Here is a 15693-nt window from a genome sequence, read left to right on the forward strand (position 1 = left end):
CTTATTCTCTCCCGGCGCGGTGGCTTTAGTTCTTCTCAAAGCCACCGTTCTCATCTTTATTTAGTCTAAAGTACAGTGGATTAAATCAGCGTTCATCCGCGTTCCTGTGCGGTTAAAAATAAAAAAATCTAATTCTTATGACAATTAGATTGCACCTCAATTTCTTCACAAACCAATTCAGCAATTTTTTTCGCCGCCCCCGATTCTCCTCGAACCGCACGCAATCGATCGCCCATCTGTGCTAATTTTTCAGGATGGCTCAGATAGTCGATCGCCAATTGAGCAATTACTTCCGGTTCCAGCTTGCCAATTAACTCCGGCACAATCTCCTCCTGTGCCCAAATATTCGGCCAAGCATAAAGCTTTCCCTTTCCCAATTGCCAGATTAGCCAATTAATCACCGTCGCAAAAACTGAACCGACTAACGGCAAACTTGCCAGCAATCCCGGCAAACCATCCCAAGCTTTCATCGCATCCAATTGCTGCGTCGGAATCAAAACAATCATCGGTACGGCTAACGAACCTAATTCCGCAGTATTCGCTCCCACAGTAGTTAAACACAGGCTGCATTCTGATAGCAAATCGTAAGCGGGTGTCTGCGTCCAAAGTTCTATTTGTAAACCATTTGCTGTCTGCAAAAACGGCCGTTCTGTTAAATGAAGTTCGGCGCTAGCGTTCTCAAATAAATGCAGGTAAGGATTTTGTTCAGGGTCGGCAAAACCTGCTAGAGTTTGCACATCTATGGTAGGAGCAACGGGAATAACAAAGCGAGTTTCAGGGCGGATGTGGTGGATGGATTGGGCGATCGACAAACATAACGGTACACCTAAAGCTAATTTCGCAGCTTTAGAACCGGGCAACAATCCAATTAATTCTATTTTCTGTAGGGGTACTGCCCCATCTTTGGCGTCCGATTTTCGATTACCTACTTCTGCGATCAAATCTCCGACAACTGTAAATTTATTAGCATATTTTTGGGGAATTTTACCAAAAATTTGTGGTTTCATCACCGCAAATTTATCAATCCATCGATACCACCGCGCGTCCCATTCAGCATAAATAACAGTGCGATATTTTAGCCTTTTGCCAATAACAACCGTAAAAAATTGATCGCCACCTAAAAACAAAACAACTCCTGTTTCATACCAATCCCAATTTTCAGCAGTTTTGCCCGACAATAAGAATGGAAAAAAATGCTCCGGTGCTTGCACTCTGTCAACTTCTGGGTAGGAAGATGCGAATTGCGCTTCTTTCCCCGTGGCGTGCGGACAGGGGGACAGCACCACAGAGATGCGGGCTTGAGTACCCGCGTTTCCCAACTGCTCGCGCAAAGCTTGCACGGCGGGACGCACCCAAGTTGCCAATTCTCCGGGGCCGTTGGAGAGGATTAAAATATCTACTGCCATAGGATTTAAAATTTGAAAGGATGCAACGGAGATTTTATGACAGATTTAATTAATGCCGTCAAGACGAGTGATCTTGTGGCTGTAGAAAGTGCGATCGAACAGTGTGCAGATATCAATGCCAAAGATGAGGAAGGTGCGACTGCTTTGACGACTGCGGCTGAGGCTGGCAATCCGGCGATCGTCAAAAAATTGCTGGCTGCAGGTGCCGGGCCCAACAGTCAGGATAATGACGGGTGGACGCCGTTAATGAGTGCCGCTGCTGCCGGACATACGGAGATTGTACAGCTTTTGCTGGAGGCGGGGGCGGATGTGAATGCTAAAACTAATTTTGGTTTGACGGCTTTGATGAGTGCTGCAGGCAGCGGGCGCACTCCAGTTGTGGAATTTTTAATCGATAAAGGAGCTGATATCAAAGCGTATGATAATAATACTTGGACTGCGTTAATTTGGGCGTCTTCGGAGGGTCACAAAGATGCGGTTGAGGTTTTGAAGCTAGCGCGCGATCGCCATTAAAGACTTAGAAACCGGGTTTATTGGAGAAACCCGGTTTCTGGAGGGTACAATTAATTATCGCACTCCCCAGCAGCAATCAGACAAATCCCGAATAGCTGCGATATTTCTATCCAAGTAAAAGTACCCCAAAAGAAGATTGTGGTAATAAATTCAACTTGAGATTTCCGCCACCTTCAATAACTGCGATCGTGTCAAATCTACTAATTCCCGAAGTTCCATCGGGAAGGGAGACAGACAAGCCGTTCGTTTGGATAGCTAAATCTCGATTGTTGTTGATCGGAAATATCAAGATATTATTGAAGGAATTCACTGTAAGCTGAATGCTATCCTGACCTTGGGTAAATTTCCGAATTGTAGCAAAACCCAGTCCAAGGTAGAAAGATTTATATCCAATCACAAACACTCTACTGTTATATACAGGCTGCGCTAACACGAATGTATCGGCGCCGGGTCCCCCAATCAGAGTATCGAATTCGTTGCTGCCGTCACTTCCAGACACTCCGGCACTCAAGCCTGCAGAGCTTGTTACTCCAATTAATTCGACATTCCCCACTATACCAGTGAGGGTGTCATTGCCGGAAGTTCCGATAAAAGTAGCAGACCTGTTTGGCTCGTTTTTTCCGAAATTGAAGTAGTGTTCCCGACCAGTTGTCAAAGCTCCAGAGTAGACCAAGGGTCTAATGTCAGAGTTTCTATTCAAGTATACTGCTTCCAAGAAAGAAGTACCAAGCAGTCTATCTCTGATGCCGAATTGAATGAAGTGCTGGTAGCCACTTTTAAAGTTATTCTCAATAAACGACGGCAAATCTCGGTTAGTTGCTACATAAAATGCTTCGTCATAATTTGGCGATACGCGCGATCGACTCCTGTTCGTAACCGTATTAGATAAAGTGATCTAGTCCTGAAGCAAAAGGTGCGTTTGGGTTGTTGGGAGTGCGGACAAAGGGTTTAAGGTCTGGATTTCCCTCAAGGTAAGTTTCTTCGTCAAAGTAACGCGATACTTTGGTCAGACCGCCGGCTTGACCGAACTTTTCAAAGTGTTCTCTGCCGGATTTTATAATTCCTGCATCAATAGCGGCCTTCACCCAAGGATATTGCGCCCGGTAGTATGGTTCGTCAAAAATTGCGTAGTTAGCCATGTTTTTATACTACGGATTTAATGATTTTTATATTTAGAAACCTGGTTTATGAACCGTACAATTAATTAATAAAGTTGTCAACTTTCTGTCATGGTACTATTGGAGACTGACCCGATGAACACGGTTCTCGGTATTTGACAACCGAAGCAAAAGCTGAGCCAGCCGAAGAACAACTCGATCGCTATCGACAGCAATTTGGCAACTGCTATAATCTGAGTTTAGTAGGGTGCGTTATTAACGCACCTACCATGTTAACCGAGAAAGAGATAACCGAGGTTCCGGTTATTTAAGGAATAGGTAGAAAGTGCCGTCTCCCTGTGGCTGAGTTGTAGAAAAAGATAAATTTTCTCCCTCAATAATACCAATTGTTTCATATCTTGGGCTGAGGATTATGAACTCGTTAGCATCCCCCATTGTTGTGTAGATATCGGGACTTCCTGCCAACTGGATCTTGTCATTGTCTTGATCAAAGTTCCGAATTCTAACTATACCGGGGGTAGTCGCATAGAGTTGACGGGATGTGGGATTACCGGAGGTAGCAGGAACTCCGAGTACGAATGTATCTCTCCCAGGGCCGCCGATCAGGACATCAGATTCATAAAATCCAAAGCTTTCATACTGCCGATTGCCTTGGGGATCGATACCTACTTCCACTCCAATCAGTTCGGTATTCCCCACACCAACACCAGTGAGGATGTCATCGCCGGAAGTTCCGACAAAAGTAGCGGATCGGTTGGGCTCGTTTTTCCCGAAATTGAAGTAGTGTTCCCGACCAGTTTTCAAGGCTCCAGAGTTGACAAATGGCACAATGTCGGGGTTTTCTTTTAAGTATTCCGGTTCAAAAAATGAAGTCCCAAAACGACCGTCTTTGAGTCCGAATTGAATGAAATGCTGGTAGCCTGATTTGAACGTTCCGTTCTGAACGAACGATCGCAACTCTGAGTTATTTGCCAAATAAAACTCTTCGTTGTATTCAGGTGACACGCGGGTGCGACCCTGTTCGTAGCCCAACTGAATAAAGTGATCGATGCCAGACGCAAAAGGCGCGTTTGGATTGTTTGGGGTGCGAAGCAGGGGAGCAATATCTAGATTTTGAGCTAGATAGGTTTCTTCGTCAAAGTAACGCGATACTTTGGTCAGGCCGCTGGCTTGACCGAACTTTTCAAAGTGTTCTCTGCCGGATTTTATAATTCCTGCATCAATAGCCGGTTTCACCCAAGGATATTGCGCCAGGTAGTATGGTTCGTCAAAAATGTCATAATTAGTCATAAATTTTGCTCCAAGCTTAGTCTGCTTACTTATCGGTTAAACTTGACCCACTATTACTAATTCTACTGGCTCAGTATATCAAGTTAATTATTGTTAAGCCTGTTTTATTATTTTGATGGCAAACACAAAAGTGCGATCGCACTTTTTTTGAAAGAGCGATCGCACTTCTCAGCAGCAATCAGCCAAATTACCAATAGCTTCGAGATTTCTAGCCAAGTAGAGGTAGAGAACCTCTAGATTCTGGTAAGAGATTCAACTTGAGATTTCCGCCGCCTTCAATAACAGCGATCGTGTCAAAGCTACTAATTCCCGAAGTTCCATCTGGAAAGTAAACGAACAAGCCGTTCGTTTGGATAGCTAAATCTCGATTGTTGTTGATGGGAAATATCAAGAATTTATCTAAAGAAGGTTGGATATCACTTGTTGCTAGCTGAATGCTATCCTGACCTTGGGTAAAGTTCCGAATTGTAGCAAAACCAGACCCGATATATAACTTTGTTGGGGAACTGTATCCCTTACCACCAGTACCTTGTACAACGTCTCCGAGTACGAATTTATCGCGACCGCTACCGCCAGTGAGAGTATCGAATTCATTACTGCCCTCACTTTCATAATTTCGGCCGGGGATGGAAAAAGCACCACCTGTACCTAAACCTACTTCAACTCCAATTAATTCGGTATTCCCCACCCCAGCACCGGTAATGATGTCATTCCCGGAACTTCCGATAAAAGTCGCAGAGCGGCTTGGATCGTTTTTGCCGAAATTGAAGTAGTGTTCCCGACCAGTTTTCAACGCTCCCGATTCGACAAACGACTGAACATCGGAGTATTTATTTAAGTATTCTTTTTCAAAAAAAGAAGTCCCAAACTGACCGTCTTTGATGCCGAATTGAATGAAATGCTGGTAGCCGTTTTTAAAAGTTCCATTCTGAATAAATGGCTGCAACTGTCGGTTATTTGCTACATAAAACGCTTCGTCATACTCAGGCGATACGCGAGTGCGACCTTCTTCGTAACCATATTGGATAAAGTGGTCTAGGCCAGTCGCAAAAGGTGCATTTGGGTTGTTGGGGGTGCGGACTAAGGCAGCGATATCTGGGTTGCCAGCAAGGTAAGTAGCTTCGTCAAAATACCGCGATACTTTGGTTAAGCCACCGACTTGACCGAATTTTTCAAAGTGTTCTCTTCCAGATTTGATGACTCCTGCATCAATGGCGGGTTTGACCCAAGGATATTGAGCAAGGTAGTATTGTTCGTCAAAAATTGCGTAACTAGCCATGTTTTTTTATTGCGGCTTTAATGAGCTGTTTATGCAATTTATCAATAGTCGGAAACTGAGACAATTACCTGATCGGGTGATTTTTTCCAAGTGTCAGTCAAATCTCACTTAAGCTATATAAAGATTTCGTAATTAATCGTTGTTTATTTGAGAACGTAAAGTGCGATCGCGGAATGCGAGTTGTTGGCAGAGGAAAGTGCGATCGCACCGACAGCATCCCAAAGAAAATTCTGAATATATTCGATATTTCTACCCAAGCAAAGATCTAATAACACTAGATCCTGGTAATAGATTCAAATTGAGATTGCCGCCACCTTCAACAACAGCGATTGTGTCAAAGCGACTGGCTATGAAAACTCCATTCTCAACGACGGGAAAGCCATTCGTTTGGATAGCTAAATCTCGATTATTGTTGATTGAAAACACCAATAGTTGATCTAAGGGAATCCCTGTCTGGATGGTATCCTGACCTTGAGTAAAGTTCCGAATTGTAGCAAAACCTGGGCCGATGTAGAACTGTCTGGATGAGAGGGTTCCTCCCCTGAAGCCAACAATGTCACCGAGCACGAATTTATCACGGCCGCTACCGCCAGTGAGAGTATCGAATTCATTGCTGCCGTCACTTTCATAATTTCGGGGGCCGGGATAGATAACACCTACTTCAACTCCAATTAATTCGACCTTCCCTACCCCTACACCTGTGAGGATGTCATTACCGGAAGTTCCGACAAAAGTTGCCTCGCGGCTTGCCTCGAATTGCCCAAACTTGAAGTAATGTTCCCGACCAGTTTTTAAGGTTCCAGAGCTGATAGTCTCAAACACATTGAATAAGTATCCCGGTTCAAAGAAAGATGTTCCAAAACGACCTTCTTTTACCCCGAATTGAATGAAATGCTGGTAGCCATTTTTAAAAGTTCCATTCTGAATAAACGGCTGCAAATCTCGGTTAGTTGCTACATAAAACGCTTCGTCATACTCAGGCGATACGCGAGTGCGACCCTCTTCGTAACCGTATTGGATAAAGTGATCTAAGCCTGTAGCAAACGGCGCGTTTGGATGGACTGTGCGGACAAAGGGTTTAAGGTCTGGATTTCCTTCAAGGTAAGTATCTTCGTCAAAATACCGCGATATTTTTGTGATACCGGCGGCTTGACCAAATTTTTCAAAGTGTTCTCTTCCTGATTTGATGATTCCTGAATCAATGGCTGGTTTCAGCCACGGATATTGCGAAAGGTAGTATTGTTCGTCAAAGATATCGTAATTCATAGTTTGCTGTTTAAAGTAAAGTACGATCAAAAAAAAAGTCATCAATCATCAGTATTAACTAATGACCAATGACCGATGACTAATGACTAATGACTAACCAATCAAGAAAGTACCGTTACCGTTAGATTCTTGGAAACTCAAATTCAAACTTGCTCCTCCTTCAATCACGCCGAGCACGTCTCCAAAACGCTGGATTGACAAATTGTTGCCAACCGGAGTCAGGCTGTAGCCGTTTAAAGAAGTTCCTTGCAGTTGGATAAAATCGCTTTCTATGTCGAAGTTGCGAATGGTAGCTTGACCGTTACCCAAATACAGCGGTGTCGGGCTAAAATTCCCGGCTGTAGCAGGAACTCCAAGTACGAATGTATTGGTTCCCGGAGCACCAATCAAGACATCGAATTCATTGGTGCCAAAGCTTTCATACTGTCGGTTGCGTTGCGAATCTAGACCTACTTCCACTCCCACAAGTTCTACATCCCCGACGCCAACACCAGTTAAAACATCGTTGCTGCGGCTGCCGACAAAAGTTGCGTCGCGGGCAGGCTCAAATTGTCCAAAATTGAAGAAGTGTTCCCGGCCTGTTCTCAAGTTTCCAGAGTTGACAAACGGCACAATATCGGGGTTTTCTTTTAAGTATTCCGGTTCAAAAAATGAAGTCCCAAACCGACCGTCTCTGATTCCGAATTGAGTGAAATGGTCGAATCCTGATTTGAAAGTTCCGTTCTGAACGAACGGTGCGACATCTGAGTTGTTTGCTAAATAAAAATTTTCGTTGTACTCAGGGGATACTTGGGTGCGGCGCTGTCCTTCATCGTAACCGAACTGGATAAAGTGATCGAGGCCGGTCGCAAAAGGTGCGTTTGGGTTGACTGTGCGGACGAAGGGTGCTAGGTCTGGATTCCCAGCAAGGTAAGCATTTTCGTCAAAATAACGCGATACTTTAGTTAGACCGCCAGCTTGACCAAATTTTTCAAAGTGTTCTCTCCCGGATTTGATTACTCCTGCATCAATCGCTGGTTTGATCCAAGGATATGAGGCCAGGTAGAATTGTTCGTCGAAAATTGCGTAGTTAGCCATGTTTCCCCCTTAAGGTTGGGATGAGTTTGAGAGTTTATAGCAATTAGCTTTCCATGAACTCGATCGCCGATCAGGAATTTACACCAAACTGACGTTATGAAATGGTTTTAAGTTCCTGGTATAATATCACTTTTTGTGACTCAGCAATTACCCGAAGGCTACATTCTGCCTTCAGAAATTATACCTTTTTCCCCTCAGTTAATTGCTCTATCGCAAGTGTGATAAATTATACAAAACTTGGAACTTTTTTCAGGATTTTTTTCTCAAATGTTGGTTAATTTTTAATTATTTTTATCCTACTAATTAATCGTATACATATTTTTTTCAATATGTCAAGTAAACTTTTGTAAATAAAATATGGAGTATTTGCTCAAGGAATTTATAAAAAAATGTAACGAAAAGTTGACCTAAATTTGTCGAATTGTGTCATGTGCAGGCTCAAATCGCCTAATGGCAAGCGTTTTCTGGTAAAAATGCTTATGGGATAAAAAAATTCCCGATTCGCGAAAACAGCATCTTAAAGGAGCCTAACCGGATGTTCACTCACGTCAAGCCCACCATTCGCCACGTCGTGCCGGAAAACTTGCAAGGGCGATCGCTCATGAAGGTGGTCTATGTCGTACTGGAACCGCAGTATCAAAGCGCCCTGTCGGCAGCGGTTCGATCGATAAACCAGAAAAATCCGAATTTGGCAATAGAAATCAGTGGCTACCTGATCGAGGAACTCCGCAGCCCGGAAAATTACGAAGCCTTCAAGCGGGATGTGGCGGATGCCAATGTATTTATTGCTTCTCTAATTTTCATCGAAGATTTGGCAGAAAAAGTGGTATCGGCGGTGGAACCGCTGCGCGACAGCTTGGATGTCGCCGTCGTCTTCCCGTCGATGCCAGGGGTGATGCGACTCAATAAAATGGGCAGTTTCTCGATGGCACAGTTGGGACAAAGCAAAAGTGCGATCGGCGAATTCATGAAAAAACGGAAGGAAAAATCCGGGAGTTCCTTCCAAGACGGAATGCTGAAACTGCTGCAAACTTTGCCGAAAGTGCTGAAATATTTGCCCATCGACAAAGCCCAAGATGCGCGCAACTTCATGCTGAGTTTCCAGTATTGGCTGGGCGGTTCCCAAGAAAACTTGGAAAACTTCTTGCTGATGCTGTCACATAAATATGTCTTCAAAGGCCAGTCACAGCCGACTTTCCAAGAACCTGTTGTCTACCCAGACATGGGAATTTGGCATCCTTTGGCATCGTCGATGTTTGAAGATGTAAAAGCATATCTGACTTGGTTTAATGCCCGTACAGATATTTCTGCGGATCTCAAAGATCCCCTCGCACCTTGCATTGGTTTAGTGTTGCAACGCACTCACTTAGTCACGGGAGATGACGCGCACTATGTAGCAATGGTGCAGGAATTGGAGGCAATGGGGGCGCGGGTGGTGCCGATTTTTGCCGGCGGTTTGGACTTCTCTAAACCTGTGGAGACTTTTTTCTTGGAAGTCGGGGCAAAAGGTGTGACACCTCTGCCGATTGTTGATGCGGTGGTTTCTCTGACTGGTTTTGCTTTGGTGGGCGGCCCGGCGAAACAAGATCACCCGAAGGCGATCGAATCTTTGAAAAAATTAAATTGCCCTTACATGGTGGCTTTGCCGCTGGTTTTCCAAACGACAGAAGAATGGGAAGATAGCGATTTAGGCTTGCACCCGATTCAAGTTGCGTTGCAAGTTGCGATTCCTGAGTTGGATGGTGCGATCGAACCGATTATTGTGTCGGGACGTGATGGCGCAACTGGCAAGGCGATCGCCCTGCAAGATAGAATCGAAGCAATTTCCCAGCGCGCTATGAAATGGGCAATGCTGCGCCGCAAACCCAAATTAGATAAAAAAGTTGCGATCACAGTTTTCAGTTTTCCTCCTGATAAAGGCAACGTCGGAACAGCCGCTTACTTGGACGTTTTCGGCTCGATTTACGAAGTATTGAAAGCCTTAAAAGGTAACGGTTACGACTTGCCAGAATTACCGGATTCCGCCGAAAAACTGATGCAAGAAGTCATTCATGACGCAACAGCCCAATACCAAAGTCCCGAATTAAATATTGCTTACCGGATGTCCGTAGCTGAATACGAAGAATTCACTCCTTATTCGGAAAGGTTGCAAGAAAATTGGGGGCCACCTCCGGGACATTTGAACAGCGACGGACAAAATTTGCTGATTTTTGGCAAACATTTTGGCAATGTGTTTATCGGAGTGCAACCTACTTTTGGATACGAAGGCGATCCGATGCGGTTGTTATTCTCTCGTTCTGCCAGTCCCCACCACGGTTTTGCTGCTTACTATACATATTTGGAGCGCATTTGGGGTGCGGATGCGGTGCTGCACTTTGGCACTCACGGTTCCCTGGAATTCATGCCCGGTAAGCAGATGGGAATGTCTGTCGATTGTTATCCTGACAGTTTGATCGGCAAGATTCCTAACCTCTATTATTACGCTGCTAATAATCCTAGTGAGGCAACAATTGCTAAGCGCCGCAGTTATGCTGAAACAATCAGTTATCTGACTCCTCCGGCTGAAAATGCTGGGTTGTACAAAGGTTTGCAGGAACTCAGCGAGTTAATTGCTTCTTATCAAACTTTGAAAGAGACTGGGCGCGGTGTGCCGATTGTGGATGCGATCGTCGAAAAATGCCGTTTGGTGAATTTGGATAAGGATATCGCGTTACCTCCCGAACAAGAACGAGGGGTTGCTGCGGATATGACTGCGGAGGAACGGGATAATTTAGTTGGCTTGGTTTACCGCAAGTTGATGGAGATTGAGTCGCGGTTGTTACCTTGCGGTTTGCACGTGATCGGTAAGCCGCCGACTGCTGAAGAGGCGATCGCAACTTTGGTTAACATTGCCAATTTAGACCGGGAAGAAGACGGATTAATCAGTTTGTCGCGGATTATTGCTCAAAGTCTCGATCGCAATATTGACGATATCTACACCAACAACGACAAAGGCATTTTAGCAGATGTTGAATTGTTACAAAACATCACCTTAGCCTGTCGGGATGCTGTTGGCGCTTTGGTGAAGGAACAAACCGATGCTGAGGGTCGAGTTTCCCTGGTTTCCAAGTTAAATTTCTTCAACATGGGCAAGAAAACACCTTGGATTGAATCCTTACACGCAGCGGGTTACAAAAAGGTCGATCCAGAACTGATTAAACCGCTGTTTGAGTATCTGGAATTCTGCTTGCAGCAAGTTTGCGCCGATAACGAATTGGGCGCATTATTGCGCGCCCTAGAAGGCGAATACATTATCCCTGGCCCAGGCGGCGATCCGATTCGCAACCCGGATGTTTTGCCGACTGGGAAGAATATGCACGCTTTGGACCCGCAGTCAATCCCCACCACAGGGGCGATCAAGTCTGCTAAGGTTGTAGTCGATCGGCTATTAGAAAGACAGCGCGTTGATAACGGCGGAAATTACCCAGAAACCATCGCCGTTGTCTTGTGGGGAACCGACAACATCAAGACTTACGGCGAATCCCTCGCCCAAGTAATGTGGATGGTGGGAGTGAAGCCAGTTCCCGACGCTTTGGGCCGGGTAAACAAACTCGAATTGCTTTCTTTAGAAGAGTTGGGACGCCCTCGGATCGACGTAGTAATTAACTGTTCCGGCGTATTCCGCGACTTGTTCATCAACCAAATGAATTTGTTAGATAAAGCCGTGAAAATGGCAGCGGAAGCCGACGAACCGTTAGAGATGAACTTCGTCCGCAAACACGCCCTGAAGCAAGCGGAAGAAATGGGAATTAACCTGCGACAAGCAGCAACCCGGGTATTTTCTAATGCCTCTGGTTCCTATTCATCTAACGTCAACTTGGCGGTGGAAAACAGCACTTGGGAAAGCGAAGCCGAGTTGCAGGAAATGTACTTAACCCGCAAATCCTTCGCCTTTTCTTCCGACAATCCCGGAACAATGGAACAAGACCGGAAGATTTTTGAATCATCCTTGAAAACTGCGGAAGTCACCTTCCAGAACTTGGATTCTGCGGAGATTTCCCTAACCGACGTGTCGCACTATTTCGACTCCGACCCGACTAAATTGATCGGCAGTTTGCGCGCAGATGGGAAGAAACCGGCATCATTTGTTGCTGATACAACTACAGCCAACGCGCAGGTGCGGACGCTATCAGAAACCGTGCGTTTAGATTCGCGGACTAAGCTGCTGAATCCGAAGTGGTACGAAGGGATGTTGTCGCACGGTTATGAAGGCGTGCGGGAGATTTCTAAGCGTCTGGTGAATACGACTGGATGGAGTGCGACTGCGGGCGCTGTGGATAATTGGGTGTATGAGGATGTCAACACTACGTTTATCCAAGATGAGGAGATGCAGAAGCGTTTGCTGAATCTAAATCCTCATTCGTTCCGCAAGATTGTCAGCACTTTGCTTGAGGTGAATGGCCGGGGTTATTGGGAGACTTCGGAGAACAATTTGGATCGTCTGCGTGAACTTTATCAGGAGGTGGAAGACCGGATTGAAGGGGTAGAATAGAGTTAGAGTAGGCATCAATTAGTAGAGACGTTGCATACAACGTCTCTACTAAGCCTTAATCATAGAGATAATGTTAAATCATTATTTTGTGAGAATGAAACCTCCCGGTAGACGTTATACTTGTGGTGTATTTACTGTGTAGCTAACTCTGTTAGAAGCTATTACCTACAGAAATTTGAAGCCCCCAATTCTGTTGCTTGTCTTACTCTATCTTTCTCTTCTTCAGACATAAAGGGACATTGAGATTGAGCATTTTGCCATGAAATAACACCTTCAAAAATGGCCTTTGAAGTTGAACCATTACCAGCATTTATGTCGTTTTTGACTCTTGCAACGCAAAAGTCCCCTGCCCCATCTACTCTTTTCCGGACATCGGCAATCTCAGTGTAAGTGACATAGGGACAGTTACGTTGACCATCTAGCCAGGTAATTTGATTTGTAATGATGGCTTGAGCCGTTGTAATCTGTCCCGTACGAATTTTCTCCCAAATATCTGTTGAGTCCGTTTTAGGAAGCTGCTCCTCCTGCTTCTCTGGTGAAGGACTTGAGGAAGGACTTGGGGGAGGACTACAGCCATAAATCAGTAATACCAGTATCAGGTAAAATAGTGAATTGTAAGAATTTTTTCTACGTTGATTCATCAAAGCTTTGCTCTCTCTGCTACTGGTATTCATAATATTGCCATTCAAATTTAATATTATTTGATAGTACAGTGACTTGCAAGTAGTCTCCGGAATTTATTTCTTAATTTATTTTAACATTTCTTAAATTAAAGTTGCAAAATAGATCGCACTCTGATCTTACCAAAAATACTATGGCTCTCTATTTCCCCCTAAGTGCGATCGCCCCAGAGCTTTCGACAGATCGAACTTTGGGGAGTATTCTCGAAGAAAGTGGTGTTTGTTCCAGTCTCAAGTATTCTTGGCGCGAGATTAGCTCACCTTTTTGACATTGATATCACATTATGATATCATAAAGTAAATTATAATAACAAATAAATATTTTATGGAGCTAAATAATAAACACCGTAAGATTTTAGAAGCAATTTTTACAGATCCTATACCAGCTAATATTAATTGGCAAGATATTGAAAATTTATTTACAGCACTCGGTGCTACTGTTACTCAAGGTTCAGGTTCGCGGGTTCGCATTTTATTAAATGAGGTTAGAGCTGTATTTCACGAAGCACATCCTCAAAAAGAGACAGATAAAGGAGCCGTTAAATCAGTCAGAGAATTTTTGATAAAAGCGGGGGTTGAACCATGATGACTTAGCTGTTAACGGGAAAATCATTGCGGATCGCCCAAATTAACAAGAGTATTAGCATAAAATTCATCATTCACAAATTGAACTTATTGAAAGAGGAAGAGTATTACAGCCATGATGACTTACAAGGGTTACAGTGCTAGCATTGAAGTAGATATAGAAGCGGAACTTCTTTTCGGGCGAGTCCTAGATATTAATGACGTAGTGACTTTTAAAGCACAAACTATTGAAGAAGCTCGCCAAGAATTCCAAAACTCTATCGATGATTATCTAGAGTTTTGCAAAGAATTAGGACAGGAACCGGATAAACCCTTTTCAGGTAAACTTCCCTTCCGCACTACTCCGGAACATCACCGCAAAATCTTTATTGCTGCTAAAAAAGCGGGCAAAAGTATTAACAACTGGATGGATGAGGTTTTAATTAAGGCGGCCGAGCAAGCGATTAACACTTAATTAGCTTAGAAGTGCGATCGCCCTCGCAACTAACTCAATATGCTACAATCCCCAATAAAGGTCGTTTAGCCACGATAAAATACCGCTATGACTACCCTCACCCTCAATCTCAACCCCATTATCAAACTGACAGACGATCAGTTTTTTCAACTCTGTCAGGAGAATGAAAATATTAGATTGGAACGCACAGCCAAAGGAGAATTAATTATCATGTCACCAGCAGGAGGAGAGACGGGAAACAGAAATGCAGGATTAACAGCACAGATTTGGATTTGGAATGAGTCACATAAATTGGGTAAAGTGTTTGATTCCTCAACAGGATTCAAACTTCCCAATGGGGCCGATCGCTCTCCTGACTCTTCTTGGGTAAAATTAGAACGCTGGGATGCTTTGACTCCCGAACAAAAAAAGAAAATTCCCCCCATTTGTCCTGATTTTGTCGTTGAGTTAATGTCTCCCAGCGATAGTTTGAAAGAAACTCAGGATAAGATGAAAGAATATCGAGATAACGGTGCTGTTTTAGGTTGGTTGATTAATCGCAAATCACGGCAAGTAGAAATTTACCGTCAGAATCAAGAAGTTGAAGTGCTAGAATCTCCAGCTAATGTATCAGGTGAAGATGTTCTCCCCGGATTTATTTTGAATCTTGAATCAATCTGGTAATGTACGCGCGTGCGAAGCTATCCCGCAGGGAATCGCACCTGTCCAATGTTGAAAAGAGTAAAATAGGGTTAAAGTTCTCGTGGAGTATTTGCAATGGTTCAAACCCAGGCGTACAGTAAAGAAGAGCTTACAGGTTCTCACCTGGTTTTACAGGATATCAGTTGGGAAACCTACGAACAGTTGTTAGAAATATTTGCGGAACGTTCAACGCCGCGCATGACTTACTATCAGGGAACTTTAGAACTCATGGTACCTTTACCAGAACATGAGAGGTATAGCTGGACTCTCGGTCGGCTAATTGTAGCGCTGTCTGAGGAAATTGGGATTGAAATTATCGGATTAAAATCATCTACTTGGCGTTCGGAACCGAAAAAAGCTGGCAACGAAGCTGATGAATGTTTTTATATCCAAAATGAAGCTTTAATGCGGGGAAAGTTAACTATCGATCTCAAAAATGACCCGCCGCCAGACTTAGCTGTGGAAATGGATTTGACTAGCTCATATATCAATAAAATGGCGGTTTATGCGGAACTTAAAGTGCCGGAGGTTTGGATTTGGAAGAAGGGGAAACTAATAATTAACATTTTAAATGATACGGGTTATGTCGAGTCTGAAACCAGTTTGGCATTTGCCTCCTTTCCTGTCAAAGAACTCGCACAGTTTATGCGCCTAGACTCAGAAAGGGGAGAGAATGCGAGAATTAGAGAGTTTAGAGAGTGGGTGCGATCGCACTTAAATTAAATCCGGGTTGGTTACAGGGCTATTTCATTCTAGTGTAAGGCCTGATAGAATAACAGATTAATCTCACTGAGGGTTCAGGTCAAAATGTCC

Annotated in this window: 16 protein-coding genes; 8 read left to right on the forward strand and 8 right to left on the reverse strand. The window is 44.1% G+C overall.

All coding sequences use genetic code 11. The features are described 5' to 3' along the window. Positions 1–128 precede the first annotated feature (128 nt). The gene (locus tag Q5691_RS25955; protein ID WP_333231719.1) at positions 129–1406 is read right to left on the reverse strand and encodes a lipid-A-disaccharide synthase; all 1278 of its coding nucleotides are present in this window, start codon (positions 1404–1406) and stop codon (positions 129–131) included. Between the two features lie 36 nt (positions 1407–1442). Here Q5691_RS25955 and Q5691_RS25960 point away from each other — a divergent pair, with 36 nt between their 5' ends. Then, complete coding sequence (locus Q5691_RS25960) at positions 1443–1919, forward strand: ankyrin repeat domain-containing protein (RefSeq protein WP_333231717.1); 477 nt, start codon at positions 1443–1445, stop codon at positions 1917–1919. 106 nt (positions 1920–2025) lie between these two features. On the opposite strand, the gene Q5691_RS25965 is transcribed toward Q5691_RS25960, so the two are convergent. After that, positions 2026–2724 (reverse strand): hypothetical protein, encoded by a 699-nt coding sequence (locus tag Q5691_RS25965; RefSeq protein WP_333347954.1) that lies wholly within the window; start codon positions 2722–2724, stop codon positions 2026–2028. Positions 2725–2800: 76 nt separating this feature from the next. Further along, positions 2801–3058, reverse strand: coding sequence for a hypothetical protein (locus tag Q5691_RS25970; RefSeq protein WP_333310857.1), 258 nt, complete (start codon positions 3056–3058; stop codon positions 2801–2803). A 134-nt stretch (positions 3059–3192) separates the two neighbouring features. Here Q5691_RS25970 and Q5691_RS25975 point away from each other — a divergent pair, with 134 nt between their 5' ends. Continuing rightward, positions 3193–3348 (forward strand): hypothetical protein, encoded by a 156-nt coding sequence (locus Q5691_RS25975; RefSeq protein WP_333210081.1) that lies wholly within the window; start codon positions 3193–3195, stop codon positions 3346–3348. Here the strand turns inward: Q5691_RS25975 and Q5691_RS25980 are convergent. The 4 genes from Q5691_RS25980 to Q5691_RS25995 form a co-directional block, all read right to left on the reverse strand. Further along, positions 3341–4327: a calcium-binding protein gene (locus Q5691_RS25980; RefSeq protein WP_333347957.1), complete on the reverse strand. Its 987-nt coding sequence runs from the start codon at positions 4325–4327 to the stop codon at positions 3341–3343. The two genes, Q5691_RS25975 and Q5691_RS25980, sit on opposite strands and share 8 nt — an antisense overlap. 208 nt (positions 4328–4535) lie before the next feature. Further along, positions 4536–5606 (reverse strand): calcium-binding protein, encoded by a 1071-nt coding sequence (locus tag Q5691_RS25985; protein ID WP_333210077.1) that lies wholly within the window; start codon positions 5604–5606, stop codon positions 4536–4538. A 249-nt stretch (positions 5607–5855) separates the two neighbouring features. Continuing rightward, positions 5856–6872 (reverse strand): calcium-binding protein, encoded by a 1017-nt coding sequence (locus Q5691_RS25990; RefSeq protein ID WP_333210075.1) that lies wholly within the window; start codon positions 6870–6872, stop codon positions 5856–5858. A gap of 93 nt (positions 6873–6965) precedes the next feature. Then, positions 6966–7949 carry a calcium-binding protein gene (locus tag Q5691_RS25995; RefSeq protein ID WP_333210073.1) on the reverse strand — a complete coding sequence of 328 codons (984 nt, stop codon included), beginning with the start codon at positions 7947–7949 and terminating at the stop codon, positions 6966–6968. A 535-nt stretch (positions 7950–8484) separates the two neighbouring features. Here Q5691_RS25995 and Q5691_RS26000 point away from each other — a divergent pair. Next, a complete protein-coding gene (locus Q5691_RS26000; RefSeq protein WP_333210071.1) occupies positions 8485–12480 on the forward strand; it encodes a magnesium chelatase subunit H in 3996 nt (1331 codons plus the stop codon). A 161-nt stretch (positions 12481–12641) separates the two neighbouring features. On the opposite strand, the gene Q5691_RS26005 is transcribed toward Q5691_RS26000, so the two are convergent. After that, entirely contained in the window at positions 12642–13154 is a 513-nt protein-coding gene (locus Q5691_RS26005) for a hypothetical protein (protein ID WP_333347961.1), read from the reverse strand. A 140-nt stretch (positions 13155–13294) separates the two neighbouring features. On the opposite strand from Q5691_RS26005, the gene Q5691_RS26010 reads away from it, so the two are divergent. The 5 genes from Q5691_RS26010 (at position 13295) to Q5691_RS26030 (ending at position 15603) form a co-directional block, all read left to right on the forward strand. After that, entirely contained in the window at positions 13295–13429 is a 135-nt protein-coding gene (locus tag Q5691_RS26010) for a hypothetical protein (RefSeq protein WP_333347963.1), read from the forward strand. A 56-nt stretch (positions 13430–13485) separates the two neighbouring features. Then, entirely contained in the window at positions 13486–13746 is a 261-nt protein-coding gene (locus tag Q5691_RS26015; protein ID WP_333347967.1) for a type II toxin-antitoxin system HicA family toxin, read from the forward strand. 114 nt (positions 13747–13860) lie between these two features. Then, entirely contained in the window at positions 13861–14199 is a 339-nt protein-coding gene (locus tag Q5691_RS26020) for a type II toxin-antitoxin system HicB family antitoxin (RefSeq protein WP_333256590.1), read from the forward strand. Positions 14200–14286: 87 nt separating this feature from the next. Then, positions 14287–14862, forward strand: a complete 576-nt coding sequence (locus Q5691_RS26025; protein WP_333347971.1) for a Uma2 family endonuclease — start codon at positions 14287–14289, stop codon at positions 14860–14862. Positions 14863–14955: 93 nt separating this feature from the next. Beyond that, entirely contained in the window at positions 14956–15603 is a 648-nt protein-coding gene (locus Q5691_RS26030) for a Uma2 family endonuclease (protein WP_333347973.1), read from the forward strand. Positions 15604–15693 lie beyond the last annotated feature (90 nt).

Origin of the sequence: Microcoleus sp. w1-18aA5 (assembly GCF_036701705.1) — a bacterium.
Taxonomy (GTDB): domain Bacteria; phylum Cyanobacteriota; class Cyanobacteriia; order Cyanobacteriales; family Microcoleaceae; genus Microcoleus.

Coding starts and splice junctions, on each gene's coding strand:
- Q5691_RS26015 (WP_333347967.1), top strand. CDS start 13,486: ATGGAGCTAAATAATAAACACCGTAAGATTTTAGAAGCAATTTTTACA.
- Q5691_RS25970 (WP_333310857.1), bottom strand. CDS start 3,058: ATGGCTAACTACGCAATTTTTGACGAACCATACTACCGGGCGCAATAT.
- Q5691_RS25990 (WP_333210075.1), bottom strand. CDS start 6,872: ATGAATTACGATATCTTTGACGAACAATACTACCTTTCGCAATATCCG.
- Q5691_RS25980 (WP_333347957.1), bottom strand. CDS start 4,327: ATGACTAATTATGACATTTTTGACGAACCATACTACCTGGCGCAATAT.
- Q5691_RS25955 (WP_333231719.1), bottom strand. CDS start 1,406: ATGGCAGTAGATATTTTAATCCTCTCCAACGGCCCCGGAGAATTGGCA.
- Q5691_RS26005 (WP_333347961.1), bottom strand. CDS start 13,154: ATGAATACCAGTAGCAGAGAGAGCAAAGCTTTGATGAATCAACGTAGA.
- Q5691_RS25985 (WP_333210077.1), bottom strand. CDS start 5,606: ATGGCTAGTTACGCAATTTTTGACGAACAATACTACCTTGCTCAATAT.
- Q5691_RS26020 (WP_333256590.1), top strand. CDS start 13,861: ATGATGACTTACAAGGGTTACAGTGCTAGCATTGAAGTAGATATAGAA.
- Q5691_RS26010 (WP_333347963.1), top strand. CDS start 13,295: ATGGCTCTCTATTTCCCCCTAAGTGCGATCGCCCCAGAGCTTTCGACA.
- Q5691_RS26030 (WP_333347973.1), top strand. CDS start 14,956: ATGGTTCAAACCCAGGCGTACAGTAAAGAAGAGCTTACAGGTTCTCAC.
- Q5691_RS25995 (WP_333210073.1), bottom strand. CDS start 7,949: ATGGCTAACTACGCAATTTTCGACGAACAATTCTACCTGGCCTCATAT.
- Q5691_RS26000 (WP_333210071.1), top strand. CDS start 8,485: ATGTTCACTCACGTCAAGCCCACCATTCGCCACGTCGTGCCGGAAAAC.
- Q5691_RS26025 (WP_333347971.1), top strand. CDS start 14,287: ATGACTACCCTCACCCTCAATCTCAACCCCATTATCAAACTGACAGAC.
- Q5691_RS25960 (WP_333231717.1), top strand. CDS start 1,443: ATGACAGATTTAATTAATGCCGTCAAGACGAGTGATCTTGTGGCTGTA.